The sequence below is a fragment of the Streptomyces sp. 12E genome (assembly GCF_055633275.1).
Genome location: NZ_JBVNCJ010000001.1, coordinates 6,045,751 through 6,071,627, shown reverse-complemented (window position 1 = coordinate 6,071,627; position 25,877 = coordinate 6,045,751). Strand labels below are relative to the sequence as shown.

22 protein-coding genes and 2 pseudogenes are annotated in these 25,877 nt (G+C 75.2%); 9 read left to right on the top strand and 15 right to left on the bottom strand.

What is annotated here, in order from left to right; translation table 11 throughout:
- Positions 1-4: 4 nt before the first annotated feature.
- The 5 genes and pseudogenes from ACZ8ZB_RS27835 to ACZ8ZB_RS27815 form a co-directional block, all read right to left on the bottom strand.
- Entirely contained in the window at positions 5-1,015 is a 1,011-nt protein-coding gene (locus ACZ8ZB_RS27835) for a glycosyltransferase family 9 protein (RefSeq protein WP_470740365.1), read from the bottom strand.
- Positions 1,016-1,138: 123 nt separating this feature from the next.
- Entirely contained in the window at positions 1,139-2,089 is a 951-nt protein-coding gene (locus ACZ8ZB_RS27830; protein WP_470740364.1) for a glycosyltransferase, read from the bottom strand.
- The gene (locus tag ACZ8ZB_RS27825; RefSeq protein WP_470740363.1) at positions 2,086-3,081 is read right to left on the bottom strand and encodes a glycosyltransferase family 9 protein; all 996 of its coding nucleotides are present in this window, start codon (positions 3,079-3,081) and stop codon (positions 2,086-2,088) included. Before ACZ8ZB_RS27825 ends, ACZ8ZB_RS27830 begins: the two co-directional genes overlap by 4 nt.
- Before the next feature lie 425 nt (positions 3,082-3,506).
- Positions 3,507-4,028: pseudogene (locus tag ACZ8ZB_RS27820) on the bottom strand (D-glycero-alpha-D-manno-heptose-1,7-bisphosphate 7-phosphatase); the annotation flags it as partial.
- On the bottom strand, positions 4,025-5,029 hold the full coding sequence (locus ACZ8ZB_RS27815) for a glycosyltransferase family 2 protein (protein ID WP_470740362.1): 1,005 nt from the start codon (positions 5,027-5,029) through the stop codon (positions 4,025-4,027). The pseudogene ACZ8ZB_RS27820 and the gene ACZ8ZB_RS27815, both read right to left, overlap by 4 nt.
- A gap of 311 nt (positions 5,030-5,340) precedes the next feature.
- Here ACZ8ZB_RS27815 and ACZ8ZB_RS27810 point away from each other — a divergent pair, with 311 nt between their 5' ends.
- On the top strand, positions 5,341-6,096 hold the full coding sequence (locus ACZ8ZB_RS27810) for a polysaccharide deacetylase family protein (protein WP_470741595.1): 756 nt from the start codon (positions 5,341-5,343) through the stop codon (positions 6,094-6,096).
- Positions 6,097-6,256: 160 nt separating this feature from the next.
- On the opposite strand, the pseudogene ACZ8ZB_RS27805 reads toward ACZ8ZB_RS27810, so the two are convergent.
- Positions 6,257-6,454: pseudogene (locus ACZ8ZB_RS27805) on the bottom strand (virginiamycin B lyase family protein); the annotation flags it as partial.
- A 387-nt stretch (positions 6,455-6,841) separates the two neighbouring features.
- On the opposite strand from ACZ8ZB_RS27805, the gene ACZ8ZB_RS27800 reads away from it, so the two are divergent.
- From ACZ8ZB_RS27800 to ACZ8ZB_RS27790, 3 genes are all read left to right on the top strand, one after another.
- Positions 6,842-8,047: an NAD(P)/FAD-dependent oxidoreductase gene (locus tag ACZ8ZB_RS27800; protein WP_470740361.1), complete on the top strand. Its 1,206-nt coding sequence runs from the start codon at positions 6,842-6,844 to the stop codon at positions 8,045-8,047.
- Complete coding sequence (locus tag ACZ8ZB_RS27795) at positions 8,044-8,964, top strand: RNA polymerase sigma-70 factor (protein ID WP_470740360.1); 921 nt, start codon at positions 8,044-8,046, stop codon at positions 8,962-8,964. The genes ACZ8ZB_RS27800 and ACZ8ZB_RS27795 overlap by 4 nt, the downstream gene beginning before the upstream one ends.
- Positions 8,965-9,084: 120 nt before the next feature.
- Positions 9,085-9,525, top strand: a complete 441-nt coding sequence (locus ACZ8ZB_RS27790) for an SRPBCC family protein (RefSeq protein ID WP_470740359.1) — start codon at positions 9,085-9,087, stop codon at positions 9,523-9,525.
- 13 nt (positions 9,526-9,538) lie between these two features.
- On the opposite strand, the gene ACZ8ZB_RS27785 is transcribed toward ACZ8ZB_RS27790, so the two are convergent.
- From ACZ8ZB_RS27785 to ACZ8ZB_RS27770, 4 genes are all read right to left on the bottom strand, one after another.
- Complete coding sequence (locus tag ACZ8ZB_RS27785; RefSeq protein WP_470740358.1) at positions 9,539-10,690, bottom strand: XdhC family protein; 1,152 nt, start codon at positions 10,688-10,690, stop codon at positions 9,539-9,541.
- Between the two features lie 66 nt (positions 10,691-10,756).
- A complete protein-coding gene (locus ACZ8ZB_RS27780; protein ID WP_470740357.1) occupies positions 10,757-13,144 on the bottom strand; it encodes a xanthine dehydrogenase family protein molybdopterin-binding subunit in 2,388 nt (795 codons plus the stop codon).
- Between the two features lie 2 nt (positions 13,145-13,146).
- Positions 13,147-13,665 carry a (2Fe-2S)-binding protein gene (locus tag ACZ8ZB_RS27775; protein ID WP_470741594.1) on the bottom strand — a complete coding sequence of 173 codons (519 nt, stop codon included), beginning with the start codon at positions 13,663-13,665 and terminating at the stop codon, positions 13,147-13,149.
- Positions 13,665-14,555 (bottom strand): FAD binding domain-containing protein, encoded by an 891-nt coding sequence (locus ACZ8ZB_RS27770; RefSeq protein WP_470740356.1) that lies wholly within the window; start codon positions 14,553-14,555, stop codon positions 13,665-13,667. Before ACZ8ZB_RS27770 ends, ACZ8ZB_RS27775 begins: the two co-directional genes overlap by 1 nt.
- Positions 14,556-14,898: 343 nt before the next feature.
- On the opposite strand from ACZ8ZB_RS27770, the gene ACZ8ZB_RS27765 reads away from it, so the two are divergent.
- Together ACZ8ZB_RS27765 and ACZ8ZB_RS27760 are read left to right on the top strand one after the other, a co-directional pair.
- The gene (locus tag ACZ8ZB_RS27765; RefSeq protein WP_470740355.1) at positions 14,899-16,572 is read left to right on the top strand and encodes a PucR family transcriptional regulator; all 1,674 of its coding nucleotides are present in this window, start codon (positions 14,899-14,901) and stop codon (positions 16,570-16,572) included.
- A 155-nt stretch (positions 16,573-16,727) separates the two neighbouring features.
- Entirely contained in the window at positions 16,728-17,495 is a 768-nt protein-coding gene (locus ACZ8ZB_RS27760) for a hypothetical protein (protein WP_470741593.1), read from the top strand.
- 132 nt (positions 17,496-17,627) lie between these two features.
- On the opposite strand, the gene ACZ8ZB_RS27755 is transcribed toward ACZ8ZB_RS27760, so the two are convergent.
- On the bottom strand, positions 17,628-18,455 hold the full coding sequence (locus ACZ8ZB_RS27755; RefSeq protein ID WP_470740354.1) for a GntR family transcriptional regulator: 828 nt from the start codon (positions 18,453-18,455) through the stop codon (positions 17,628-17,630).
- 167 nt (positions 18,456-18,622) lie between these two features.
- On the opposite strand from ACZ8ZB_RS27755, the gene ACZ8ZB_RS27750 reads away from it, so the two are divergent.
- Entirely contained in the window at positions 18,623-19,483 is an 861-nt protein-coding gene (locus ACZ8ZB_RS27750) for a (2Fe-2S)-binding protein (RefSeq protein WP_470740353.1), read from the top strand.
- A gap of 302 nt (positions 19,484-19,785) precedes the next feature.
- On the top strand, positions 19,786-20,829 hold the full coding sequence (locus ACZ8ZB_RS27745; protein ID WP_470740352.1) for a DUF2637 domain-containing protein: 1,044 nt from the start codon (positions 19,786-19,788) through the stop codon (positions 20,827-20,829).
- 37 nt (positions 20,830-20,866) lie between these two features.
- On the opposite strand, the gene ACZ8ZB_RS27740 is transcribed toward ACZ8ZB_RS27745, so the two are convergent.
- The 3 genes from ACZ8ZB_RS27740 to ACZ8ZB_RS27730 form a co-directional block, all read right to left on the bottom strand.
- Positions 20,867-21,268, bottom strand: coding sequence for an ATP-binding protein (locus ACZ8ZB_RS27740; RefSeq protein ID WP_470740351.1), 402 nt, complete (start codon positions 21,266-21,268; stop codon positions 20,867-20,869).
- Between the two features lie 166 nt (positions 21,269-21,434).
- The gene (locus ACZ8ZB_RS27735) at positions 21,435-23,177 is read right to left on the bottom strand and encodes a pyruvate dehydrogenase (protein ID WP_470740350.1); all 1,743 of its coding nucleotides are present in this window, start codon (positions 23,175-23,177) and stop codon (positions 21,435-21,437) included.
- Positions 23,178-23,243: 66 nt separating this feature from the next.
- Entirely contained in the window at positions 23,244-24,719 is a 1,476-nt protein-coding gene (locus ACZ8ZB_RS27730; protein ID WP_470740349.1) for a protein phosphatase 2C domain-containing protein, read from the bottom strand.
- 171 nt (positions 24,720-24,890) lie between these two features.
- On the opposite strand from ACZ8ZB_RS27730, the gene ACZ8ZB_RS27725 reads away from it, so the two are divergent.
- Positions 24,891-25,373 (top strand): DUF456 domain-containing protein, encoded by a 483-nt coding sequence (locus tag ACZ8ZB_RS27725; protein WP_470740348.1) that lies wholly within the window; start codon positions 24,891-24,893, stop codon positions 25,371-25,373.
- 9 nt (positions 25,374-25,382) lie between these two features.
- Here ACZ8ZB_RS27725 and ACZ8ZB_RS27720 read toward each other — a convergent pair whose 3' ends face one another.
- Positions 25,383-25,877, bottom strand: coding sequence for a methylated-DNA--[protein]-cysteine S-methyltransferase (locus tag ACZ8ZB_RS27720; protein ID WP_470740347.1), 495 nt, complete (start codon positions 25,875-25,877; stop codon positions 25,383-25,385).

Here is a 25,877-nt window from a genome sequence, read left to right as displayed (position 1 = left end):
GCGGTCACGGCGGGATCTCCCTCTCCGGGAGCCGGTCGAAGGCGCGCAGGACCTCGTCGGGGGTGATGCGCAGCAGGGCCGGGTCGGGGCGGCGGCCGTGGGGGTCGCCCTCCGGGCCGTGCCAGAGGGCGAGGTGGCGGGGGTGTGCGGGCGGGCCCCACCGGGCGGGCGGGACCGGGCCGAAGAGGGTGACCGTCGCGGTGGCGTGGGCGACCGCCAGGTGGGCGATGCCGGTGTCGCCGCTGACGACGGCGCGGGCGCCGGCGACGAGGGCGCGGAGCCGGTCGAGGGGCAGGCCTCCGGCGAGGACGTCGGTGCCGGGCAGCCGGGCCTCCTCGGCGAGCCGCGCCACCAGGTCCTCCTCGTCCGCTCCCCCGGTGACCACCACCCGCAGCCCGCGCTCGCGCAGGACCCCCGCGACGGTCGCGTACCGCTCCACGGGCCAGCGGCGCGCGGGCGCTCCCGCGCCGGGGTGCAGGACGACCGCGCCGGGGGCGGGGGACGCGGTGGGCGGGCGGGGCAGCAGCAGATCGGCGGGGTCGGCGTCGACGCCGTACCAGCGGAGCAGCCGGCACCAGCGGTCCCGTTCGTGTTCGTCCGCGTACCAGGGCGGGCCCTCGACCTCCGGGGCGCCGGGATGCGCGAACGCGAGCAGCCGCACAGGGCGCAGGTCCTGCAGCAGGCGGTGGCTGGGCGGCCCGTTGCCGTGCAGGTCCACGGCGACGTCCGGGGGCGCTCCTGTCCAGTCCAGGGCGCGGGGCACGGCCCGTCCGGGGGCGGAGGCGGGCAGCACCCGGTCGACCGCTCCCGTGGCCCCGGCGAGCGGTGCGAGCCCGGCGGGCGCCGCCAGGACGATTTCGTGGCCGGGGAACCCCCGCCGCAGCGCCCGCAGCGCGGGAACCCCGGCGAGCAGATCGCCGAGCCCGAGGGCGCGCAGCACCAGGAGCCGCGGCCGCGGGCCGGCGGTGTCCCGTCGTGCGGACGGTGCGGGCCCGGCCCCGCTCCCCGCGTCCATGGGCACCCGCTCCTCACCCGGCCCGGACGGCCCGGCCGTGCCCCTCGCGGCGGACCGGCCGGGGGCGGGCGCGGGGCGGGGGTGCGGCGCGGGGGCCCGTGTGCCCGGACACCGTGGTGGCCCTCATCGGGTCACCTCCTTCAGCAGCCGTTCCCAGTCGTCCAGGAAGCGGGACAGCCCGTAGCGGGCGAGCGCCGCCGCGCGGGCGCGCTCACCGGTGCGGCGGGCGTGCGCCGGGTCGGCGGCGAAGTCCCGTACGGCGTCGGTCAGTACGTCGACGCGGTTGGACACCACACCGGCGCCGGGCGGTACGGCCTCGGTGACCTCGGTGGTGGCGAGGGCGACGACGGGCATGCCGAGGTGCATCGCCTCCAGCAGGGACAGGCCGAGGGAGGTCCAGCGCACGGGGTGGACGTAGACGCGGCGGCGGGCCAGCGCCCCGTGCAGTTCCGCCTGTGTCAGTTCGTGCGAGCGGCAGCGGTCGGGAGGCAGGCCGAGGTGGCCGGCGAGGCCCTCGGTCCGCATGCCGAAGACATCGAGGGGCGCGGCGTCGGCGAAGGCCGGCAGCAGGTCGGTGCCGGTGGTGCGACCGCGCCGCACCGGTTCGTTGACGACGACGGCGGCGCGCGGGAGTTCGCCGGTCCACAGCGGGCCGGGGTCGACGATGCCGTGCTCGACGACGGTGGTGGGAACGCCCCGGTCGTCCCACATCAGACGGTTGAAGTGGGTGACGTGGACGAGGGTGACGCCGGGGATGTCCGCGGCGGGGTGCCGGGTGTCGGGCACGTCCCCGTGCGGGGCGTTGTGCTCCAGGTAGACCAGGGGCGGGCGGCGTCCCAGCCACCGGTCGACCAGGGCGAGTTCGTGCGGTCGTTGCAGGACGACGACGTCGATGTCCTCCTCGCGAAGGCGCTCCGGGGGCACCTCGACGACGGAGTCGGGCCAGTCGAAGGTGCGGGCGCGGCCGAGTCCGTCGGGTCCGCGGTCCGGGGTGACGGGGACGACGTAGGTGTGCGGGCCCCGCACGAAGGCCGTGGTCCACGAGCCGTGCACGTGCCACAGCAGGATCCTCATGTCGCCTCCACGAGCTTGTCGACCGCCGCGAGGACGTCGAGCGCGGTCACGGTGTCCAGGCAGGGGTGCCCGGGTACGGGGCAGCTCCGGGCGCGCGTCCCGGCGCAGGGTGCGTCCTGGTCGCCGAGCAGCACGTGCGGCACCCCGTACGGCCGCCAGCGCTCGGCGGGGACGACCGGCGCGAACAGGGACACCACCGGGGTGCCGACGGCGGCGGCGAGATGGGCGGGGCCGGTGTTGCCGGTGACCACGCAGGCGGCCCCGGCGAGCACGCCGGCGAGTTCGGCGGCTCCGGTGCGGCCGCCGAGGTCGACGGCCCGGTCGCCGGCGACGTACGCGGTCAGCTCCCGCTCCCCCGCGCCGCCGGTGACGGCCACCCGGCGTCCGGCCGCGGTGAGTTCGCGCACCGCCTGCGCGCACCGGTCGGGGCTCCAGGCGCGGGCGGGCACGCTGGCGCCCGGGTGGACGACGACGTACTCCCCTTCCCCGAAGCCGGTGAGCGCTCCGGTCGCGGGCGGCGGGAGCACCCGCAGCCGTCCGTCGTCGACCCGGGGGAAGCCGGCGGCCTCGGCGAGGTCGAGCGCGGCCTCCGCCTCGTGGGCGCGGGGGGCGCGGTGGTGGCGCACGTCGAGGAGGGAGCCGGGGTGGTCCTCGCTGTCGGCGGCGAGGAAGCGGACGCCGGCCAGGCGCAGGAGGAGGGCGGTGGGCAGCGGGGACTGGTGGAAGGAGGTGAGGATCAGCGCGGTGTCGGCGTCGACGGCGTCGACGAGTGCGTCGATCTCCTCCCGGCTGACCTCGGGCGGCTGGAACCCGGTCCACGGCGAGTCCCAGACGAGCACCTCGTCGACCCCGGGCAACAGCCGCGCGGCGGGCGCCCCGTGCGGCCCGCACAGCAGGGTCACGGTGTCGGCCCGGGCGGCGACGGCCCGCACGGCGGGCCCGGCGAGCAGCACGTCGCCGAAGCTGTCGAGCCGGGTGACGAGGGCTTTCACGCGGGCCTCCCGCACGGCGGGCGCTCCGCGCCGGGAGCGGGGCCGGCGGGGCGTCCTTCCGCGGCCGCCCCGCCGGCGGCCCCGGTGCCGGACCTCGGCGACCGGCGCCGGACGCGCCCCGCTTCGCCCGGCGGGACGTCCGGCCCCGGACCGTGACCGGGGCGCCGCACGCCGGCCGCGCGGACGTCCGGTGCCCGGCTGCGCACCGGCCCGCCGTCGGCGCCGCCCGCGGCCGGCGTCGGATCCGCCGGGCCCCCGTCCGTCGGGGGCCCGGTCCGGCGGGCGTGCGCTTCGGGGGCCGGGGCGCCCGGTGCGCCGTCCGGTGGCGGTGCGTCCACGGGGGCGGTGGCGGCCGGACCCGCGCCCTCCGGCGGCGCCTCCTCCGCCGGGCCGGCGGGCGCAGGCGCGTACGCGGGCTCGTGCCACGGCGGGGTGGTCAGGATCAGGCGCACCGCGGCCGGGAGGTCCGGGGCCACCCGGGGCGCGGCGGCGGTCTCCGCGGGGCGGGTCTGAGGCGTGGGGACGAGGACGGCGCGGGCTCCGGCGCGTCGCGCGGCCTCCACGTCGGCGCCGATGTCGCCGACGACGACGCAGTCGGCCGGGCGCACCCGGATGCGGCCGGCCGCCCGCAGGATCATGCCCGGCCGGGGTTTGCGGCAGGGACAGCCGTCGTCGGGGCCGTGCGGGCACACGGCCCAGACGTCGAAGGGGCCGAGGAGTTCGTCGACGCGCCGGTTGACGCGGCGGACGTCGGCCTCGGTGAGCAGTCCGCGCGCGATGCCGGACTGGTTGGTGACGACGCCGGTGCGGATGCCGCGGGCGCGGAGCGCGTCGAGCGCCTCGCGGGCGCCGTCGACGGGCCGCACCAGGCGGGGGTCGGCGTTGTAGGGGACGTCGTGGACCAGTGTGCCGTCGCGGTCGAACAGCACCGCCCGCACCGGGCTCATCGGTCCGCCTCCCGCCAGGCGGGGGTGTTGCGGTGGCGCCAGGCCCCGGCCAGCCGGTGCCAGGTCGCGGCGGGCGGGATGACGACGCTGGTGGCCAGTACGGTGGTCACCTCGTCGCGGGTGCGCGGTCCCGGCGCGATGCGGGCGCGGGCGAACTCCGCGGTCCCGGCGGCCCAGCCGAGCGCGCAGGCGGTGGCCGCCCGGCGGTGCCCGGCGACGGCGAGGGCGCAGGCGGCGGCGCCGGCGGTGGTGATCGCGGCGTGCCGGCGGATCCGGCCGCGCGGCGCGACCGCCTTGTCCCACCAGTCGGGGCCGTGCAGTCGCCGCATCAGCGCGTCGTCGGCGTTGCCGCGCTGCTGCCCCACCGACGCCCAGCGGGAGGCGGAGCGCACCGGGTGCAGTGTGGTGCGGCGGCCCCTGCGGATGCGCCAGCCGGCGTCGAGGAGGCGCAGCGCGAGGTCGGCGTCCTCGCGGAAGGCGCGGGGGAAGCGTTCGTCGAAGCCGCCGGTCTGCCGGACGGCCTCGGTGCGGTAGGCCATGTCGGCGGTGATCCAGCGGGCCCGGGCGAGTCCGGCGGTGCCGCGTTCCCAGTCGGTGGGGCGGCGTCCGCGGGGCAGCGGCACGGTGATGACGCCCTGGATCCCGGCGGTGTCGGGGGACGCCTCCTCGAGGTCCTGGACGAGCTGGGCGCACCAGTGCGGTCCCACCTGGACGTCGTCGTCGAGGAAGACGGTCCAGGGCGCGGTGACGGCGCGCAGTCCGGTGTTGCGCGCGGCGGCGGGTCCCCGGCCGCCGGTGGCGGTGGTGGTGGTGCGTTCCCGCAGGTCGCCGAGGACGGCGAGGGCGTGGGCCAGCGCGTCGGGCGCGGGGTCGGGATCGGGCCGGTCGTCCACGAGGACGATCTCGTCGGGGCGCGGTCCGTGCGCGGCGGCCAGCGCGGCGAGGCAGTCGGCGAGGGTGTCCCGCAGCAGGGTGGGGATCACGACGGCGTACGACGTCATCCGAACGCCCTCCCCCGGAAGGGGGCTCTGGTACGAAGGATGCGCATCGGGGCTGTGCTCCGTCCCTGGGAGGCGTGGGTTTCTACCGGAACGCGGGTGCCGCGTTCGCGGTCGCCTCAAACACTTGATGACAGCTTGCCCCGTTCGGTGCGGTTCCGGTGCTTTTTGGGCGTCCCTTCAGGTCACGGCCGTCCGGGGAGTGACGACCCTCACACACGCCGCCCCACCGGCACGAGGGCACGCGAAACGGACTATACATATCGTGTATAGACAATATGTACAGTCCGGTCATGCCTTCTCCGACCAAGAAGATGAAAAGACCGGCGGTCGCGTTCCGGGCGGCGGCGACCACGGCCACGGCGCTGGCGCTGGCGCTGGTCCTGAGCGGCTGCACCCGGCTGGAGACGACCGCTCCCAGCGCCGTCCGCAGCGCCGACGTCCAGGCCCGCTTCGGCGCCGTCGACTGCCGCGAGGTCAAGTGCATCGCGCTCACCTTCGACGCGGGCCCCAGCGAGCACTCCGCGCGGCTGCTGGACATCCTGAAGGAGGAACAGGTCCCGGCGACCTTCTTCCTGATGGGCAGGCGGCACATCGAGCGGTACCCGGAGCTGGTCCGGCGGATGGCCGACGAGGGGCACGAGGTGGCCAACCACACCTGGACCCACCGCCGCCTGACGGAGCTGGAACCGGACGAGATACGCCGGGAGCTCGAGCGCACCGACGAGGAGATAGAACGCCTCACCGGCCGCCGCCCCACCCTGATGCGCCCGCCGCAGGGCCGCACCGACGACACCGTGCACCGGATCAGCCGGGAGCTGGGCCTCTCGGAGGTCCTGTGGAGCGTGACCGCGAAGGACTACACGACGACCGACTCCGCCCTCATCACCCGTCGCGTCCTCGACCAGTCCTCACGCGACGGCATCATCCTGCTCCACGACCTCTACGACGGCACGGTGCCGGCCGTCCCCGGCATCATCACCGAGCTGAAGAAGCGGGGCTACGTGTTCGTGACGGTCCCCCAGCTGCTGGCGCCGGGGAAGGCGGAGCCCGGGGAGGTGTACCGGTAGCACCGGCGCCACCGGGGACCGGGCCGGGCGGGTGGCCCGTGCCCGGGCGTGCCGACGGGCGAACCGTACTTCCCGGGATTCCCCCGACTTCCCGGGATTCCTCCGTGACCGCCTTCGGCAGCCGCGGCAGCGGTGCGCCGGACTTCGCGTCCCGGGGCTGCGGTTCCGCCCTCACGACCCCTCCCGTCTCGAGGGCCACCCACGGAGCGCCGTCGGGACCCAGGGTGATTCCGTGCGGCTCGGACGACGGTGACGGCAGGCCGTACCCGGTGATCCCGCCGCCGTCGGTGATGCGGCCGACGCGGTTGGCCCCCCATTCGGTGAACCAGCACTCCCCGGTGGAGGCGGCGACGACGGCACGCACCTCGTCGCGCCGCGAGGCGCGGGCGTGACGATCGGACCAGGGGCCGGACCCGGGAGCGGGAGCACCTCGCGCGCGCCACGCGCCCGGGTGGTGCTTCCGTCCGCCCCGCCGCCGTCGTCCACCGCGGCGGTCGAGCGCCACCTCACCGGTGCGGGCGTCGCGGAGTTCTCCGCCGCTAGACCGGAAATCCCCGTCGGCCTCCGCCCCGGGGGCCGGCGGTCGTCGCGCCCGCCGGGTCGTGACGGCCTCGCGGACCCCTTCGCCGCCTTCCGGCGGACCCCGGTTCGACCCGTGTCGCGCATCACATCCGATCCATGTCACGTCCGGGCCGCCCGCTCCCATCTGGTGGGCGTCGACAAGCGAACCGAGGAGGACGGAACCATGAGCGCACGACAGGAGACCGGCACGGCGACCGCGCACCGCGTGGTGATCCTGGGGGCCGGGTACGCGGGCATGGCCGCAGCCGTTCAGCTCGCGGCCCGGGTGAAGCGGCGCGAAGAGGTGCGGGTGACCGTGGTGAACGCGCACGAGCGGTTCACCGAGCGCATGCGGCTGCACATGACGGCGACCGGGCAGCGGCTCGCCGAGCTGAGCGTCCCGGAGCTGCTGGAGGGCACGGGCGCGCGGTTCGTGCGGGGCTGGGTGACGGCGGTGGACGCGGACGCGAGGACCGTGCGGATCGACGACGACCGGGTGCTGCCCTACGACACGCTGGTGTACGGGCTGGGCGGCGTCGCCGACACCTCGGCGGTGCCGGGGGCCGAGGACCACGCCTACACCCTGAGCAGCGTCCAGGACGCCGAGCTGCTGGCCGACCGGCTGGCGCGGCTCGGCAGCGGCACGGTGGCGGTCGCGGGCAGCGGACTGACCGGCGTCGAGTCGGCCGCGGAGATCGCCGAGCGGCACCCGGAGTTGAACGTCGTGCTGCTGGGCGGGCAGGAGCCCGGCGCGGCCATGAATCCGAAGGCCAAGGCGTATCTGCACGCCGCGCTCGACCGGTTGGGCGTCCAGGTGCGCGCCGGCGTCGAGGTGGTGAAGGTGCTGCCCGACGCGGTGGAACTGGCGGGCGGGGAGAGCGTCGTCGCCGACGCGGTCCTGTGGACGGGCGGCACGCGGGTGTCGCCGCTGGCGGCCGCCGCCGGGCTGAGCGTCGACGAGCGCGGACGCGTCGTCACCGACGCCGCGCTGCGGTCGGTGTCCCACCCCGAGGTGTACGCGATCGGCGACGCGGCCGCGATCCGACAGGGGTACGGCGTCATGCACGGCACCTGCCAGGGCGGCATGCCGACCGGGGTGCACGCCGCGCTGTCGATCGACCGGGTGCTCAGGGGCAGGCGGCCCAAGCCGTTCCGCTTCGGCTACTACCACACACCGGTGAGCCTGGGACGCGGCGACGCCGTGGTGCAGTTCACACGGCCCGACGACAGCCCGCGCCGGTTCTGTCTGACCGGCCGCACGGCCGTCCGGTACAAGGAGACGGTGACCGCCTCGCCCTGGCCGACGTACGGCCGTATGAAGAAGATGCCCGCCTCGGGCGCGTTCTGGCCCCGCGGGGGCCGCTTCACCCGGACCCGGGGGACCACGTGACCGACCTGCCCGCCCACCCCGACCAGCAGGTCTTCCACGAGCACCGGCGGCTGTTGTTCTCCGTGGCCTACCGCCTCCTCGGCAGCGCCGCCGACGCCGAGGACGCGGTCCAGGACGCCTGGATCAAGTGGTCCGCCGCGGACCGCTCGCGGGTGGCCGATCCCAAGGCGTACCTGACGCGGATCGTCTCGAACCTGGCGCTGGAACGGCTGCGCTCCACCCGGCACAAGCGGGAGACCTATGTGGGGCCGTGGCTGCCGGAGCCCGTCCTCACCGGAGGTGACGCCTCCGAGGTCGTCACGGACGCCGAGTCGGTGTCGATGGCCATGCTGGTGGTGCTGGAGACGCTCAGCCCGCTGGAGCGCGCGGTGTTCGTGCTGAAGGAGGCCTTCGACTTCAGCCACGCCGAGATCGCCGAGGCGGTGGGGCGTTCCGAAGCCGCGGTGCGGCAGGCCGCGCACCGGGCCCGCGAGCACGTGCGGGCCCGGCGGCCGCGCTTCGCCGCCGACCGGTCGCGGCAGCGCGAGGCCACCGAGCGGTTCTTCGCCGCCGCGACCGGCGGGGACGTCAACGCCCTGATGGAACTGCTCTCCCCGGACGTCACCCTGTGGACCGACGGCGGCGGCAAGGTCCGCCAGGCCCTGCGCCCGGTGGTGGGCGCGGCCACGGTGGCCTCCTGGTTCGCGGCCATCGGCACCGTCACCTACCAGGGCGTCGAGCCCGCCGACATGAAGGCCGAACTCGTCGGGATCAACGGTGGGCCGGGCATCGTGTTCAGCGGGCCGGAACGCGTGATCGCCACCGTCACCTTCGACTTCGACGCCGACGATCGCATCACCGCCATCCACAACGTGGCCAACCCGGACAAGCTCCGGGCCGTCGCCGACGGCACCGCTCACGACCTCGGCACGCGGTGAGCGTCGTCACCGCATGCTGCCACCGGGCGCGAGCAGGCCGGTACCACCGGGGACTGGGCCGGGCGGGTGGCCCCTGCCCGGACGCGCCGACGGGCCGGGCGGATTTCCTAGGATTCACCCGTGGCCACCTTCCAGTTCCAGCGCACGGCGCCCCTCTCCCCCGACGAGGCCTGGCGCCGACTCACGACGTGGCCCCGCCACGGGGAGGCGGTCCCGCTGACCCGGACGACGGTGCGCACTCCCCCGCCCACCGGCGCGGGCACGAGGATCGTCGCCCGCACGGGCCTGGGTCCGCTCTCCTTCGACGACCCGATGGACGTGACGGTGTGGCGGCCCCCCGGGGACGGCTCCCCGGGGTACTGCCGGCTGGAGAAGCGCGGCCGGGTCGTCACCGGCTGGGCGGAGATCGAGGTACGGCCGGGGCCGGGCGGCCGGGCGCGGGTGGTGTGGCGGGAGGAGATCGGCGTCCGCTTCCTGCCCTCCTTCTGCGACGCGGTCCTGGCACGGACGGGCCGGCTGGTGTTCGGACGGGCGGTGAACCGGCTGCTGCGGCAGGCGTGACGGCCCCGGGCGCTCAGACCACCGAGCCGGTCCGGCCCGCCGGTCCGTCCCTGTGGGCGTGGTGGATCGGGGTGCGGGCCCCGGTGAGGGGCGCGCCGCTGCCGCCGCACCGGTTCGCGACGATCTCCGCCGCGATGGACAGGGCGGTCTCCTCCGGTGTGCGGGCGCCCAGGTCGAGGCCGATCGGCGACCTGAGGCGGGCCAGCTGCGGGCCGGTCACGCCGGCCTCGCGCAGGCGGGCCTCGCGGTCCAGGTGGGTGCGGCGGGAGCCCATCGCGCCGACGTAGGCCACCGGCAGACGCAGGGCCAGTTCCAGCAGGGGCACGTCGAACCTGGGATCGTGGGTGAGGACGCACAGGACCGTGCGCGCGTCGACGGGCGTGCGTTCCAGGTAGGCGTGCGGCCACTCGACGACGATCTCGTCGGCCTCCGGGAAGCGGGCGCGCGTGGCGAACACGGGGCGGGCGTCGCACACCGTGACGTGGTGGCCGAGGAACTTGCCGGCCCGGACCAGTGCCGACGCGAAGTCGACCGCCCCGAAGACGATCATCCGGGGCGGGGGGACGGAGGACTCGATCAGCAGCGTGAGCGGTGCTCCGCGACGCGAGCCCCGCTCACCGATCTCCAGGGTGCCGGTGCGGCCGGCGTCCAGGAAGGCGACCGCCTCGGCGGCGACCGTGCGGTCCAGCTCCGGACGGCCGCCGAGGCCGCCCTGGTGCGAACCGTCCGGGCGGACCGTCAGCGCGCGGCCCCTCAGCTCCGCCGGGCCGTTCACGATCCGCGCCACCGCCGCCGCCTCCCCGCGCGCGGCGGCGGCGAGCGCGGCGGCGAGCACCGGGCGGGCGGGATCCGCCGCCCGTACCGGTGCGACCAGGACGTCGATGACCCCGCCGCAGGTCAGCCCCGCGGCGAAGGCGTCCTCGTCGCTGTGGCCGAAGCGTTCCAGGACGGTGACGCCGTCCCTCAGCGCCTGCTCGCACAGCTCGTACACCGCGCTCTCCACGCACCCCCCGGAGACCGAGCCGACGGCCGTCCCCGCGGCGTCGACCGCGAGCGCTGCGCCGGGCCCGCGGGGCGCGCTGCCGCCGGCCGCCACCACGGTGGCGACCGCGAAGTCACGGCCCTGCTCGACCCACCGGTCCAGCTCCTCGGCGATGTCCAGCATCTCTCGCTCTCCTCGGCTGCGGTCGGGCGGACGGTGGAGGCACGGCCGCCCGCAGCGGCGGCGGGGTCACACGGCCCCGGTGGTGAGGTGTTCCGGGCGGACCGGGGTTCTCCTGAGTTCCAGGCCCGTCGCGGCGCGGACGGCCGCGAGGACCGCCGGGGTCGAGGAGAGGGTGGGGGCCTCACCGACGCCGCGCAGGCCGTACGGGGCGTGGTCGTCGGCGAGTTCGAGCACGTCGACGGGGATGGCCGGGGTGTCGAGGATGGTGGGGACGAGGTAGTCCGTGAAGGACGGGTTGCGCACCTTCGCGGTCCTCGGGTCGACGACGATCTCCTCCATGACCGCCATGCCCAGGCCCTGGACGGTGCCGCCCTGGATCTGACCGGTCACGGACAGCGGGTTGAGCGCCTTGCCGACGTCCTGCGCGCAGGCCAGCTCGACGACCTTCACCAGGCCGAGTTCGGTGTCGACCTCGACGACGGCGCGGTGCGCGGCGAAGGAGTACTGGACGTGTCCGTTGCCCTGGCCGGTGCGGGGGTCGAAGGGTTCGGTCGGCCGGTGCCGCCACTCCTCCTCCGCCTCGACGGCCTCGTCGCCGAGGACGTCCACCAGGTCGGCGAGCACCTCGCCGTCGTCGGTGACGACCTTGCCGTCCTCCAGCAGGAGTCCGGCGTCCGCCCAGGCCGGGTGGTACGGGCCCAGCTTGCGCCGGCCCAGCTCCAGGACCTTCCCGCGCACCAGCTCGCAGGCGTTCCTGACCGCGCCGCCGGTGACGTACGTCTGCCGGGAGGCGGACGTCGAACCCGCCGAGCCGACCCGGGTGTCGGCCGGGTGGACGGTCACCCGGGCGACGCCCAGTTCGGTGCGGGCGATCTGGGCGTGCACGGTGACGCCGCCCTGGCCGACCTCCGCCATCGCGGTGTGCACGGCGGCGACCGGCTCACCGCCGGCCACCTCCAGGCGGACCCGGGCGGTGGAGTAGTCGTCGAAGCCCTCGGAGAAACCGACGTTCTTGATGCCGACCGCGTAGCCGACCCCGCGGACGACGCCTTCGCCGTGCGTGGTGTTGGACAGGCCGCCCGGCAGCCGGCGCACGTCGACGCCTTCGCCGGACTCCCACCGGCGCTCCGGGGGCATGGGCATCGCCTTGACGCGGCGCAGGAGTTCGGCGACCGGCGCCGGGGAGTCGACGGGCTGCCCGGTGGGCATGAGCGTGCCCTGCTCCATGGCGTTGAGCTGTCTGAACTCCACCGGGTCCATGCCGAGCCGCGCCGCCAGCCTGTCCATCTGCGCCTCGTACGCGAAGCACGCCTGGACCGCGCCGAAGCCGCGCATGGCGCCGCAGGGCGGGTTGTTGGTGTAGAGGGCGAGGGCCTCGATGTCGACGTCGTCGACGGCGTACGGGCCGACGCCGAGCGAGGCGGCGTTGCCGACCACGGCCGGGGAGGAGGAGGCGTACGCGCCGCCGTCGAGGACGATGCGGGCCTTGACGTGGGTGAGCCTGCCGTCCGCGGTGGCGCCGTGCTCGTAGGACAGCTTGGCCGGGTGGCGGTGGACATGGCCGAAGAAGGACTCGAAGCGGTTGTAGACGATCTTGACGGGCTTGCCGGTGCGCAGGGCGAGCAGACAGGCGTGGATCTGCATCGACAGGTCCTCCCGGCCGCCGAACGCGCCGCCGACGCCGGCCAGCGTCATCCGCACCTTGTCCTCGGGCAGGCCGAGCACGGGCGCGATCTGGCGCAGGTCGGAGTGGAGCCACTGGGTGGCGATGTGGAGGTGGACGCCGCCGTCCTCCTCGGGGACCGCGAGACCGGACTCGGGTCCGAGGAAGGCCTGGTCCTGCATGCCGAAGGTGTACTCGCCCTCGACGATCACGTCCGCGCGGCGCCGGGCGGCGTCCACGTCGCCGCGCACGACGGGCTGGCGGTGGACGATGTTGGGGTGCGGGACGCGGCCGGCGTGGTGGTCGGCGCGGTTCTCGTGCACCAGCACCGCGTCCGGGGCGGTGGCGGAGGCCTCGTCGGTGACGACGGGGAGTTCGCGGTAGTCGACCTCGATCCTGGCGGCGGCGCGGCGGGCGGTCTCGGGGTGGTCGGCGGCGACGATCGCGACCGGTTCGCCGTGGTGGCGGACCTTGCCGTGCGCGAGGACGGGGGTGTCCTGGATCTCCAGGCCGTAGTTCTTCACGCCGGCCGGCAGGTCGTCGTACGTCATCACGGCGTACACGCCGGGGGTGGCGAGGGCCGCACCGGTGTCGATGGACACGATCTCGGCGTGGGCGACGGTGGAGCGCAGGATGTGGCCCCACACCATGTCCTCGTGCCACATGTCGGAGGAGTACGCGAACTCGCCGGTGACCTTGAGGGCGCCGTCCGGGCGGAGGGTGGACTCACCGATGCCGCCCTTGGTCCCCGAGCCCTGCGTGAGGGCGGTGGGAGTCCCGTTCGTCGGCATGCTCAGACCTCCTCGGACCGGCGGGCGGCCGCCAGGCGGACCGCGTCCATGATCTTCTCGTAACCGGTGCAGCGGCACAGGTTGCCCGACAGGGCCTCGCGGATGTCCTCGTCGGTCGGGTCGGGGTCGCGCTCCAGCATCTCGTCGGCGGCGACCAGCAGACCCGGCGTGCAGAAGCCGCACTGGACGGCGCCGGCGTCGATGAACGCCTGCTGGACCGGGGAGAGCCCGGCGCCCCGGCCGGTCCGCGCGCCGGTCCCGCGGGAGCGCCGCCCGGCGAGGTCCGCCAGGCCCTCCACGGTGACGACCTCGCGGCCCTGGACCTGGCCCGCGGCGACGAGGCAGGAGCACACGGGCACGCCGTCGAGACGCACGGTGCACGATCCGCACTCGCCCTGTTCGCAGGCGTTCTTGGAACCGGGCAGGCCGAGCCGTTCGCGCAGCACGTACAGCAGGGACTCGCCCTCCCAGACGTCGTCGGCCCGGCGGGGGCGTCCGTTGACGGTGAGGTCGATGCGCATCACGCGGCCCCCTCCGTGGTGCGGCGGGCGCCGCGGTACGACTCCCAGGTCCAGGTCAGGGTGCGGCGGGCCAGGACACCGACGGCGTGGCGGCGGTAGGCCGCGGTGCCGCGCACGTCGTCGACGGGGGCGCAGGCGGCGGCGCACAGGTCGGCGAACCGCCTGACGAGGGACGGGGCGACGGCCTTCCCGTTGTCCCAGAGGCCGCCCTCCTCCAGGGCCGCGTTCAGGAACTCCTCGGCGGTCCGCGCCCGGACCGGTGTCGGGGCGGCCGAGCCGATCCCCGTCCGTACCGTCCGGGTCCGCGGGTGCAGCGCGAGACCGAAGGCGCACACGGCGATGACCATGGCGTTGCGGGTGCCGACCTTGGAGTACTGCTGCGGGCCGTCGGCCCTCTTGACGTGGACGGCCCGGATCAGCTCGTCGGGCGCCAGCGCGTTGCGCTTCACGCCGGTGTAGAACGCGTCGATCGGGATGCGGCGCGATCCGCGCACCGACTCGGCCTCGACCTCGGCCCCTGCGGCGAGCAGCGCCGGGTGGGCGTCGCCGGCCGGTGAGGCGGTGCCGAGGTTGCCGCCGACGCCGCCGCGGTTGCGGATCTGCGGGGAGGCGACCGTGCGGGAGGCGAGGGCGAGGCCCGGCAGCTCGGCGCGCAGGTGCTCCACGATCCGGGCGTACGGGACGGAGGCGCCGAGCCGTACGCCGTCCTCGCCGACCTCCCACTCGTACAGGTCGCCGACGCGGTTCAGGTCCATGAGGTACTCGGGCCGGCGGTGGTCGAAGTTGATCCCGACCATCACGTCGGTGCCACCCGCGATCGGCACGGCGGCGGGGTGCTCGGCCTTCGCGGCGAGCGCCTCCTCCCAGCTGGCGGGGCGAAGGAAGTCCATGACCGGCTCTCTTCTTCGTCTCGTGGGGCGTACGGATCAAGCCAATCCGGGTGCGGCGGGGCCGGCTCGTCCCGGTGCGGTTCGCTCGGGGTGCGGCCAGTACACCGCCGTGCGCTCCGTGGGGTCAGTCACGGAAGCCATGAAGGAGTTGGCTGGCCAGCGAGGTCATCTTGTAGATTCATATGAACGGAGGTCGCCTGTGATCTCCCCACTTTCCTCCGGAAACAGGGGACACGGTCCAGGACACGGCCGACACCCCTGATCGGCCACCCGAGGGGCCCTCTCCGGGAGGTCCCTCCACGGTCCATCGCAGGTATCGAGACAAGAAACGACGGAGACGAGAATGCGGCTGCGCGCACTGCTGGACACCGACGCGCTGGGCCTGAGGCTGCTCGGCGGCGAGGACGAGCTGGAACGCGGTGTGCGCGGGGTGATGACCACCGACCTGAGGGACCCGAGCCGCTACCTCTCCGGCGGGGAACTGGTGCTCACGGGCCTGGCCTGGCGCCGGGACGCGGCGGACTCCGAGCCGTTCGTGCGGATCCTGGCGCAGGCCGGGGTGGCCGCCGTCGCGGCCGGCACGGCGGAGCTGGGCGACGTGCCGGACGACCTGGTCGTGGCCTGTGCGCGGCACCGGCTGCCGCTGTTCGCGGTGCACGAGTCGGTGGCCTTCGCGACCATCACCGAGCACGTCGTGCGGCAGGTGTCGGGCGAGCGCGCCGGTGACCTGGCGGCCGTGGTGGACCGGCACCGGCGGATGATGACCTCCGGGCCGGCGGGCGGCGGCCCGGAGGTCGTGCTCGACCTGCTGGGCTCGGACCTGGACCTGCGGGCGTGGGTGCTCTCGCCCACCGGCCGGCTGGTCGCCGGGGCGAAGACGGCGGGCCCGGCGCTGCCCGCCGACGTGTGCGCGGGGCTCGCCGCGGAGCATCTGGCGGCCGCCCGCACCGGCCGGCGCGGCCCGCACCGGGTCACGCGGGACCAGACGACGTACAGCCTCTTCCCGGTGCACGGCAGCGGACGCTCCGCGTCGGCGCCGCACGACGTGCGCGAGACGGTGCTGTCGGACTGGGTGCTGGTGGTCGAGGCGGACGCCGGGGACTGGGCCGAGGAGCGGCTGGACCTGCTGCACGGCGTCACCCAGCTGATCGCCGTCGAGCGGGACCGCAGGGACGCGGCGCGCACGGTGCGGCGCCGGCTCGCGCAGGAGGTGCTGGAGCTGGTGCAGACGGGCGCAGCGCCCGCGGAGATCGCGGCGCGGCTGCGGGTGGCCGCGCCGGTGCTGCTGCCCGGGCTCGGGACCGCGCCGCACTGGCAGGTCGTGGTGGCCCGCGTCGACTGGGACGGCGGGCAGGGCGACGACGGGCCGGCGGCCCGGGCCCTGCTGGAGGAGATCCTGGTCGACCCGGCGTCGACGGGGCCCGAGCACTCCGACCGCGTCGCGGTGGCCCACACCGGCGACGAGGCGGTCGCCCTCGTCCCCCTGTCCTCGGTGACCGGCGAGCACGACGACTCCGGCGCCGGCGTCCTCGCCGACACGCTCCTCTCGTCCGTGCGCGACCCGCTCACGGCCGGGCTCGCCGGCGACGGCCGGCTCACCCTCGGCGTCTCCGCCGCCGTGCACTCGGCGGAGGGGCTGCGCGGGGCGCTGGAGGAGGCGCGGCACGCCCGGCGCGTGGCCGCGGCCCGCCAGGGCCGGGTCTGCGCGGCCGGACACCAGGAGCTCGCCTCGCACGTCCTGCTGCTCCCCTTCGTCCCCGACGACGTGCGGCGCGCCTTCACCGCCCGCCTCCTCGACCCGCTGCGGGACTACGACCGCCGGCACCGCGCCGAGCTGATCCCCACCCTGGAGGCGTTCCTCGACTGCGACGGCTCCTGGACCCGCTGCGCGTCCCGCCTCCACCTGCACGTCAACACGCTGCGCTACCGCGTCGGCCGCATCGAACAGCTGACGGGCCGTGACCTGTCCCGCCTGGAGGACAAGCTGGACTTCTTCCTCGCGCTGCGGATGATCTGAACCGGTCGGGGGCGCGCGATTCAGGCCCGTGATCCGGGACTTTGTGAAATCCTTCACCCACCCTCTTGGCCGGGCCCGGTGGTTCGTGCTGAGATGCGGCCACCACTCAACAGCTCGATGGCGTGCTCGGGGAGGGCAACGTGGCGCATACCGCCATGTCCGGTGACGGAACGACCGCCGACGACGATCCCCTCCAGACGACGGTGTGGCGGCTGCGCTCCCGCGCCTGCTGGGCCGACGCCGCCGCCCTGCTCGAACCGGCCGGCCCGGACGCGGCGCTGCAGCGGGCGTCGTTACTGGTGGAGCGGTGTCTGTACACCGAGGCGGGATGGGAGGAGGCCGAGGACGCGCTGCGCACGGCCGAGGCGCTGGCGCACAGCGACGACGAGCGGGGGGCCGCCGCTTGCGAACGCGGGTACCTGGCCTATGCCGCCACGCTGTTCCAGGTCCGCGACCGGGCCGACGAGGCGCGGGCCGCGCTGGGCCGGGCGGCGGCGCTGATCGCGCCGGGCGCGGCGGGGCGGGCGCTGCTGGACTTCCGGCGCGGGCTGATCGCCGAGAACCTCACCCGGTCGCCGCAGGCGGCGCGGGCCGCGTACCGGCGTGCCCACGCGGGCGCCACCGCGCACGCCGACCCGCTGCTGCTCTCGGCCACCTGGCGCCACCTGGCCGGACTCGCCCTGCGCGACGGCGAGTTGGCGGAGGCCCGACGCGGTTTCGCCGAATCCCTGCGGATCCGCGAGGAGTTGGGCTACCTCGTCGGCACGGCCCCGGCTCTGGTCTCCCTGGCCGAGACGGAGACCGAGCCGGAGGCGTCCCGCCTCCGCGAGGAGGCCCGCCGCCTCTTCCGCCTCCTGGGCGGCGTCCCCACCTGGCTGGCCCGTCACCTCACCCCGCCGGCCCCGGACACGGCGACGGCGTGACCGGCCCGGCCCGCTCCCGGTCCGTCCGGGGGCGGGCCGGGCCGAAGAGGGGGTCCGGGGGCGCAGCCCCCGGGGAAGGGAAGGGGCGGCGGGGGCGGGAAGACCCGGCAGCGGCCCCACGGACCGCCCCGCTCAGACCGCCCCGTCGAAGTGCTCCCCCACCAGCGACCGCACCACGTCCAGATCACCCGCGATCAACGCGTCCAGCAGCGCCGTGTGCTCATGGGCGTCGGCCACCAGCTCCGCCCGCCCACGGGCGCCGGGCACACCCCCGACCGGAGGCCACTGCGCACGCCGGTGCAGATCCTCGGCGATCCGGACCAGCTGCTCGTTGCCGGCGAGCTCGAGCACCGCCCGGTGAAAGGCGCGGTCCGCCTCCGCGTACGTCGCTCGGCACCCGGAGGACGCCGCGCGGACCGTCGCCTCGGCGAGCGGCCGCAGCTCGGCCCACCGCTCGACGGCCACCGTCCGCGCCAGCCGCATCATCACCGGAACCTCGATCAGCGCCCGGATCTCGGCGAGCTCGGCCAGTTCCCGCGCGCCCCGCTCGACGACCCGGAACCCCCGGTTGGGCACGACCTCCACCGCGCCCTCCAGCGCGAGCTGCTGCATGGCCTCCCGCACCGGCGTGGCGGAGACGCCGAACCGTTCCGCCAGCACGGGCGCGGAGTACACCTCGCCGGGCCGCAGGTCACCCGTCACCAGCGCGGTGCGCAGGGCGTCGAGGACCTGTCCGCGCACGGAGGGCCGCTGGACGACGGGCCGGGGAAGGACGGGTTCGCCGTGCGTGTGCTCGCCGCGCGCGGCACCGCCCTCGGCACGCTTCGGCCGGTCGCGCCGGTCACGCTCCCGGCCGGCGTCCGGACCCGCCGGCTGGGCGGGCACCCGGAACCGGCCCGCGGCGGCCGGGCCGGTCGCCGCGTCCCCCGTCGCTGCGGAGCCCTGCGTGCCCTGCTTCACCAGGTCCTCCTGCGGACGTTTCGGTACTTGAGGTCATTACGGCGGGTTGTCGCCTGTGCGTCAAGCACCATAAACGCACGGGGGCACCGGCTTCACATCGCCACGATGTTCGGTAAGGTGAGCCTTACCTTTATTGCCCTGCTCCTCGAGACGTGAAGGGTGGCCCCATGCCCGTGCCCGGTTCGGCCGTCGCGGACGCTTACGCCCGCCTGGCGGAGGCGTTCCCCGCCCTGGGCGTCACCGAGCTCGCCGCCGGCGAGGCGGCCCCCACGGGCGGCGGCTGGGTCTCCGCGTCGGAGCTCGCGCGGGGCGGGGCCGAGCTGGAGCGGTTCCTCGCCTGGGACGACACCCAGGTGCTGCGGGACTACGGGCAGCAGGGCCGTCCGGACGTGATCGCCGGCTTCGGCCTGCACCGTTACGCCTGGCCCGCCTGCCTGCTGATCACCGTGCCGTGGTTCCTGCACCGCCGCGTGCCGCGCTACCCCGTGACGCACGTCTCGTTCGACCGCACCGCCGCCGGTCTCGCCGTGGGCCGCATGGCGGTGCGGCCCGACGGCTTCGCCTGCCTGCCCGGCGATCCCGCCGCCGCGCTGCCCGGCGCCCGCGTGGTGCCCGACGAGGAGGCGCTGCGAGCGGAGGTGCGCGCGGCCGTCGCCCAGCACCTCGAGCCCGTGCTGGCCGGTTTCGGCCCCCGGATGCGGCGTCGCGGCCGGGCCCTGTGGGCGATGGCGACCGACGAGATCGTCGAGAGCCTGCGGTACGTCTCCCAGCTGCTCGGCGAGGAGGAGCGGGGGCTGCGGGAGCTGGAGCTGCTGCTGCCGGGCGCGACCGCGCCGTACGTCGGCGCGGCGGCCTTCCGCCGGCCGACCGGGCCCGACGGGGAGCCGGCGCCCGCCACCCGGGACCGGGTCAGCTGCTGCATGTTCTACACCCTGCGCCCGGCGGACATCTGCGCCACCTGCCCGCGCACCTGCGCCACCGGGCGGACGGCCGGGCGGGCCGACGCCCTGGTCGCGCAGGCCGGCTGACACCGCGCCGGACGAGGACGCCGCCGTCCGGCGCGCGGGACCGTCCGCCGAGCGCGCCGCGGAGGTCACAGGGGCTTCGCGATTCCCTCACCCGTCACGGGAACTTTCCGTGGAACCACACCCACGGGTAGTTCTGCTCGAACTCAATTCCCTCCCCTCACGCGGCAGTTCGAGAAGAATGCCGCCCCGTGCACCCCCTCGCACCCCCTTGGCGGCCTCTTGCCCCGAAACCCCCTGAGGGCCGCCGGGACTGGGCCACTATGGCGGGCGTCACGCCCTATCCCAATGCGAGGGACCCCTAGATGAGACTGACCGACATATCGCTGAACTGGCTGCTTCCGGGCGCCGTACTGCTCCTGGGCATGCTGGCGGCGGTGGCGGTGCTGGCGCGCGGGAAGCGCTCCTCGGTCAAGAGCACGAGCGCGGACGACTCGTGGGAGCGCAGCGAGGAGCGCCGCAGGCGCAAGGAGGCCGTCTACGGCACCGTCTCCTACCTCCTGCTGTTCTGCTGTGCGGCGGTGGCCGCCGCGCTCTCCTTCCACGGCCTGGTCGGCTTCGGCGAGCAGAACCTCGGCCTGTCCGGCGGCTGGCAGTACCTCGTCCCCTTCGGTCTGGACGGCGCGGCGATGTTCTGCTCGGTGCTCGCCGTGCGCGAGGCCAGCCACGGCGACGCGGCCCTCGGCTCGCGGATACTCGTGTGGACGTTCGCCTTCGCCGCGGCCTGGTTCAACTGGGTGCACGCGCCCCGGGGCGTCGGACACGCGGGCGCCCCGCACTTCTTCGCGGGCATGTCCCTGTCGGCGGCGGTCCTGTTCGACCGCGCGCTGAAGCAGACCCGCCGGGCCGCCCTGCGCGAACAGGGCCTGGTGCCCCGCCCGTTGCCGCAGATCCGTATCGTCCGCTGGCTGCGCGCTCCCCGGGAGACCTACCGGGCCTGGTCGCTGATGCTGCTGGAGGGCGTGCGCAGCCTCGACGAGGCGGTCGAGGAAGTGCGCGAGGACAAGATCCGCAAGGACGAGGCGAAGCAGCGCAGGCGGGACCAGCAGCGCATGGAGCGGGCCCGGCTGAAGGCGATCAGCCGGGGCCACCGCGGTTTCACGGGCCGGGGCGGTGGGCGCGAGCTGGAGCCGCCCACGGTGGAGCGCGACTCCGACGCGGTCTCCGCGGAGCCCGCCATACCGGCGGCGGAGTCCCTGCCCGCCCGCGCGCGTCCCTCCCTGCAGCCGGTGCGTACCGGCGCTGGCCCGAGGACCGTCGACCTCACCGCCGAGGACGACACCCAGGCCCTGCCGCGCCTGGATTCCCTGGAGCGCAAGCTCAAGGACCTGGAGCAGCAGTTCGGCTGACGCCCCGCCGCGGCCCGAGGGGGGCGGTCCGCACCCCTCAGGCCGCGTCCGCGTCGAGTTCGAACCAGACGGACTTGCCCACCCCGTGCTTCCTGACGCCCCATCCGTCGGCGAGGGACTCGACCAGCACCAGGCCCCTTCCGTGCGTGCCGTCGTCGATGCTCGGTAATCGCGGCCGGGGCTCCCGGTCCACGAAGTCACGTACCTCGACCCGTAGTCCACGGGGTCCGAGGGTGGCCGTCAGGACCGCCTCGTGGTCGGTGTGGACGAGCGCGTTGGTGACGAGCTCGCTGGTGAGCAACTCCGCGACCGCGGAGCGCTCCGACGTCCCCCAGTGTCTGAGCAGTTCCCGCAGCGCCCTGCGGGACTCGGGCACCGCCCGCAGATCCGCCCGCCCCAGCGTGCGCCTCAGCCGGTCCGCCGAAGCCTGACTCTTCATGACCCCCGCCCGCGTGCCGATGTCGCTTCCCCCTGTACTCGAACACCTCCACGGGAATGCTTGCCCGGTCACCCACGCGCCAGTCATGCCGGACGGCCACGATCCGTGGTTGGCCGAAGTGCGATGGCCACCCAACCGCGCGGGGCCCGGCGCCGGGTGGCCCGCGTCACGGCCGGGGCACGTTGCGCAGGTTGGAGCGGGCCATCTGGAGCATCCGGCCGACGCCTCCGTCCAGCACGATCTTGGAGGCGGACAGCGCGAAACCGGTCACCATCTCCTTGCTGATCTTCGGCGGGATGGAGAGCGCGTTGGGGTCGGTGACGATGTCGACGAGTGCCGGGCCCTTGTGCCTGAACGCGGACTTCAGCGCCCCGGCGAGCTCCTTCGGCTTCTCCACCCGCACCCCGTGGGCGCCGCACGCGCGGGCCACGGCGGCGAAGTCGGGGTTCTTCATGGCGGTGCCGTGCGAGGGCAGTCCGGCGACCAGCATCTCCAACTCGACCATGCTCAGCGAGGAGTTGTTGAACAGGACCACCTTCACCGGCAGGTCGTACTGCACCAGGGTGAGGAAGTCCCCCATCATCATGGTGAACCCGCCGTCGCCGGACATCGACACGACCTGCCGGCCGCGGTCGGTGAACTGCGCCCCGATCGCCATCGGCAGCGCGTTCGCCATCGAACCGTGGGTGAACGAACCGATGATCCGGCGGCGGCCGTTGGGCGAGACGTAGCGGGCGGCCCAGACGTTGCACATGCCGGTGTCGACGGTGAACACCGCGTCGTCGTCGGCGATCTCGTCCAGGACGGCGGCCGCGTACTCGGGGTGGATCGGCACGTGCTTGTCCACCTTCCGGGTGTACGCCTTCACCACCCCCTCCAGCGCGTCCGCGTGCTTCTTCAGCATCCGGTCGAGGAACTTCCGGTTCTCCTTGGTGCGGACCCGCGGTGTCAGACAGCGCAGGGTCTCCTTCACGTCGCCCCACACCGCGAGGTCCAGCTTCGAGCGCCGGCCGAGGTTCTCGGGCCGCACGTCGACCTGGACGATCCGCACGTCGTCGGGGAGGAAGGCGTTGTACGGGAAGTCGGTGCCGAGCAGGATCAGCAGATCGCACTCGTGGGTGGCCTCGTAGGCGGCGCCGTAGCCGAGCAGTCCGCTCATGCCGACGTCGTACGGGTTGTCGTACTGGATCCACTCCTTGCCGCGCAGGGCGTGCCCGACCGGCGACTTGATCTTGCTCGCGAACTCCATGACCTCGGCATGCGCGCCCTTGGTGCCCGCGCCGCAGAACAACGTGACCTTCTCGGCCTCGTCGATCATGTCGACGAGGCGGTCGATCTCGGCGTCGCCGGGACGGACCGTGGGCCGGGAGGTGACGAGGGCGGTCTCGAGGGGCTTCTCGGGGGCGGCATGGTCGGCGATATCACCCGGGAGGGTGACGACGCTGACGCCCGAGCGGCCGACGGCGTGCTGGACGGCCGTCTGGAGCAGCCGGGGCATCTGCTGCGGGCTGGAGATCATCTCGCTGTAGTGGCTGCACTCGCGGAAGAGCTGCTCGGGATGGGTCTCCTGGAAGTAGGAGAGACCGATCTCGCTGGACGGGATGTGGGAGGCGAGGGCGAGGACCGGGGCCATGGAACGGTGGGCGTCGTACAGCCCGTTGATGAGGTGGAGGTTGCCGGGTCCGCAGGAGCCGGCGCAGGCGCCCAGCCGGCCGGTGATCTGGGCCTCGGCGCCTGCGGCGAAGGCTGCGGTCTCCTCGTGCCGGACGTGGATCCAGTCGATGGCGGAGTTGCGGCGCACGGCGTCCACGATGGGGTTGAGGCTGTCTCCGACGACGCCGTAGAGGCGTTTGACCCCCGCGCGGGTGAGGATGTCGACGAACTGTTCCGCGATGCTCTGCTTGGCCATGGCTTCCGTCTGCCCCTCGGGTGTCGAAGATGCCTGACGGGTTCCATGAATTCACACGACGCGCGCTCACGCCTCCCAAACGGCGACGGCCGTACGGTCGTCCGCGTACCCCTTGACCCGTACCTGGGTGTCGGCGAGGAAGGCGGCGAGGCCGGGCGGTTCGGGGCGGGACCACCGGTCGGCGAGGTGCGCGCGGAGCTCCCGCTCGCCGCGCAAGGGGTCGGCGAGGCCGGTGCCGCACATCAGCAGGGTGTCGCCCGGGCGGGCCACGGAGGTGCGGAAGCGGAAGGGCTCGCGAGGTGGTCCGGGGGCGGGCTCGTACGGGCTCGGGGGTGTGGGGATGCCCAGGTCCATGGTGAGCCGGTCGCCCTCGGCCGTCCCGGAGGGCGGCGAGCCGAAACCGACCACGGGCTCGCCCTTGGCCTCGGCGCCCTCGGGCTCGATGTCCTGCCACGCGCCGTCCCGCAGCCGGAACAGTCCGCCGGGGCCGACGCCGAAGAAGACCCGGGTGCGGCATGCGGGGTCGGCGGGCAGCAGGAGGCAGCGCAGGGTGGCCGTGCGGGCGTCGGCTTCGAGGCCCCGGTCGGCCGCGGCGGCGCGGAGTCTGCCGAGGCTGCGGTCGGTGAGGCGGTGCAGGCCCGACTTGAGGTCGCCGCGCCGGGCGGCCCTGATGTCCTCGGCGAGGCGGGCGTGGCTGCGGCCCACCGCCGCGCCGATCCACCGGCAGGCTTCGGCGGCGGCCCGGTGCGCTCCGGGAGCGGTCCGGGCGCCGGTCGCCAGCGCCACGAGGACGAGGGCCTGCTCCCCCGTCCCGAACCGGGCGGTCAGCAGCGCGTCGCGGCGGGGTTCGCCCCGGTAGCGCGCGGAGTCCCCGCGCACGGAGGCGGCGCGCAGGGTGCAGGCGCCGTAGCGGGCCCCGTCCAGCACGGTGTCCGGGACCAGGCCGTCCAGTTCGTCGGGGTCGGCCGGCGGGAGTGCGGTGGGCTCGGGGTCGTAGGTGGGCGGCCGGGGTCCCACGTGGGCGCGGGACGGGGGCGGGCCCGGGAGCGGTTCGAGGCGGGAAGGGCGGGGGGCGGGACCGTCCGCGGGCTCCGCGGCCGGTGGGGCCGTGGGGGGCGGGGCCGTGGGGGGCGGCGGGGGCGCGGTGGCGGGGGTCCAGGGGCCGAAGGCCGTGCCGGGAGCGGCGGGCGGCGGTGACGGTCGCCGCCGGGGCGGGCGGGCGGCCCCCGGGGGAGGGGCCGGCGGATCCCCGGCCACGGCTGGCGGGGGTTCCCAGGGGGCGCGGGGCGGGGGTTCGACGTGTCGCGGCGGGAGGTCCGCCGGCGCGGCGGGACCGGCCGCACGGGGGCCCGGGACCGTCGGTGCGGGGGGTGGGCCGGCCGGGGCGGGCCCGTCCGCGTCCAGCGTGCCGGACGCCGAGGCGAAGCGGTCGTCCAGGGAGTCGGGCGTCGGTGCGGGGCCCGTGTCACCGGTGGCATCGTCGTACAGCTGTTCCCACCAGTCGTCCTCGGGACCGGTGGGCCTTCCCCCCTGCTGGCTCATGCCACCGATTCTCCACCGCGCGGGCCGGATGGAAACGGGGCATCGGGAAAATCCCCGCTCGCGGCGCGCCCCGGGCGGCCGGCCGGGTGAACGGTGGGGCGGCCGTGCGGGGCGGGGCTGCCGGGACCGTTCCGTTCTGCGCCGTTCCCCGGCCTCCTGCACCCTGGACTGATGGGAGCGTGGGACCTCCTGCTCGCCGGACTGGTGCTCCTGCTCGGGCTGTGGGGAGTGCTGCTGCCGGGGGTGCCCGGGTCGTGGCTGGTGTGGGCCGGGGTCCTGTGGTGGGCGCTGAAGGATCCCCGGCCCGTCGCGTGGTGGGTGTGCGTGGGGGCGACCGTGGTGCTGTTCCTGTCCCAGGTGGTGCGCTGGGCGCTGCCGCCCCGCCGGCTGCGGGCGGGCGACGACGCCGCCCGGACGCTGGCGTACGCGGGCGGCGGATCGCTCCTCGGTTTCGTGCTGCTGCCCGTGGTGGGCGCGGTCCCGGGCTTCCTCGCCGGGATCTACCTCGGCGAGCGGCTCCGGCCGGCCCGCCACCGCGAGGCGGTGGCGGCGCTGTGGGCGGCGATGCGCTCGGGCGGCTGGAGCGTGCTGACGGAGCTGTTCACCTGCCAGCTGATCACGGCGGCGTGGCTGGGCGCGGTCTTCTGGGGCTGAGTCCTCGGCTCACGGCCGCAGCACGCCCTCGTGGGTGAGCAGCCGCACCTTGCGCTCCAGTCCGCCCGCGTATCCGGTCAGCGAGCCGTCGGCGCCGATCACCCGGTGGCAGGGGCGGACGATGAGCAGCGGGTTCGCGCCGATCGCGCCGCCGACGGCCCGCACGGCGGCGCGGGGCGCGCCGATCCGGGCCGCGATCTCGCCGTAGGAGACGGTCGCCCCGTAGGGGACGTCGTCGAGCGCGGCCCACACCTTCTCCCGGAACGGGGTGCCGACGGCGCTCATGGCCAGCCGGAACTCCTTGAGGTCGCCGGCGAAGTACGCGGTGAGCTGCCGCTCGGCCTCGCGGAACGGTCCGGGATCGTGCCGCCAGCCGTCGAGCACGGTGCGCCCGCCCTTCTGGCCGGGAACGGAGAGCGAGGTCAGCTCGCCGGTCGGGGCCGCGGTGAGCAGCAGCGGTCCGACGGGGCTGTCCACACCGGTCCAGTACGTCGTGGTCGTCAC

Bases quoted from the DNA above. Each gene is read 5' to 3' on its own strand.
- ACZ8ZB_RS27835 (WP_470740365.1), bottom strand. From the start codon at position 1,015: ATGGACGCGGGGAGCGGGGCCGGGCCCGCACCGTCCGCACGACGGGAC.
- ACZ8ZB_RS27830 (WP_470740364.1), bottom strand. From the start codon at position 2,089: ATGAGGATCCTGCTGTGGCACGTGCACGGCTCGTGGACCACGGCCTTC.
- ACZ8ZB_RS27815 (WP_470740362.1), bottom strand. From the start codon at position 5,029: ATGACGTCGTACGCCGTCGTGATCCCCACCCTGCTGCGGGACACCCTC.
- ACZ8ZB_RS27810 (WP_470741595.1), top strand. From the start codon at position 5,341: ATGAAAAGACCGGCGGTCGCGTTCCGGGCGGCGGCGACCACGGCCACG.
- ACZ8ZB_RS27800 (WP_470740361.1), top strand. From the start codon at position 6,842: ATGAGCGCACGACAGGAGACCGGCACGGCGACCGCGCACCGCGTGGTG.
- ACZ8ZB_RS27785 (WP_470740358.1), bottom strand. From the start codon at position 10,690: ATGCTGGACATCGCCGAGGAGCTGGACCGGTGGGTCGAGCAGGGCCGT.
- ACZ8ZB_RS27780 (WP_470740357.1), bottom strand. From the start codon at position 13,144: ATGCCGACGAACGGGACTCCCACCGCCCTCACGCAGGGCTCGGGGACC.
- ACZ8ZB_RS27775 (WP_470741594.1), bottom strand. From the start codon at position 13,665: ATGCGCATCGACCTCACCGTCAACGGACGCCCCCGCCGGGCCGACGAC.
- ACZ8ZB_RS27770 (WP_470740356.1), bottom strand. From the start codon at position 14,555: ATGGACTTCCTTCGCCCCGCCAGCTGGGAGGAGGCGCTCGCCGCGAAG.
- ACZ8ZB_RS27765 (WP_470740355.1), top strand. From the start codon at position 14,899: ATGCGGCTGCGCGCACTGCTGGACACCGACGCGCTGGGCCTGAGGCTG.
- ACZ8ZB_RS27760 (WP_470741593.1), top strand. From the start codon at position 16,728: ATGTCCGGTGACGGAACGACCGCCGACGACGATCCCCTCCAGACGACG.
- ACZ8ZB_RS27750 (WP_470740353.1), top strand. From the start codon at position 18,623: ATGCCCGTGCCCGGTTCGGCCGTCGCGGACGCTTACGCCCGCCTGGCG.
- ACZ8ZB_RS27745 (WP_470740352.1), top strand. From the start codon at position 19,786: ATGAGACTGACCGACATATCGCTGAACTGGCTGCTTCCGGGCGCCGTA.
- ACZ8ZB_RS27740 (WP_470740351.1), bottom strand. From the start codon at position 21,268: ATGAAGAGTCAGGCTTCGGCGGACCGGCTGAGGCGCACGCTGGGGCGG.
- ACZ8ZB_RS27735 (WP_470740350.1), bottom strand. From the start codon at position 23,177: ATGGCCAAGCAGAGCATCGCGGAACAGTTCGTCGACATCCTCACCCGC.
- ACZ8ZB_RS27730 (WP_470740349.1), bottom strand. From the start codon at position 24,719: ATGAGCCAGCAGGGGGGAAGGCCCACCGGTCCCGAGGACGACTGGTGG.
- ACZ8ZB_RS27725 (WP_470740348.1), top strand. From the start codon at position 24,891: ATGGGAGCGTGGGACCTCCTGCTCGCCGGACTGGTGCTCCTGCTCGGG.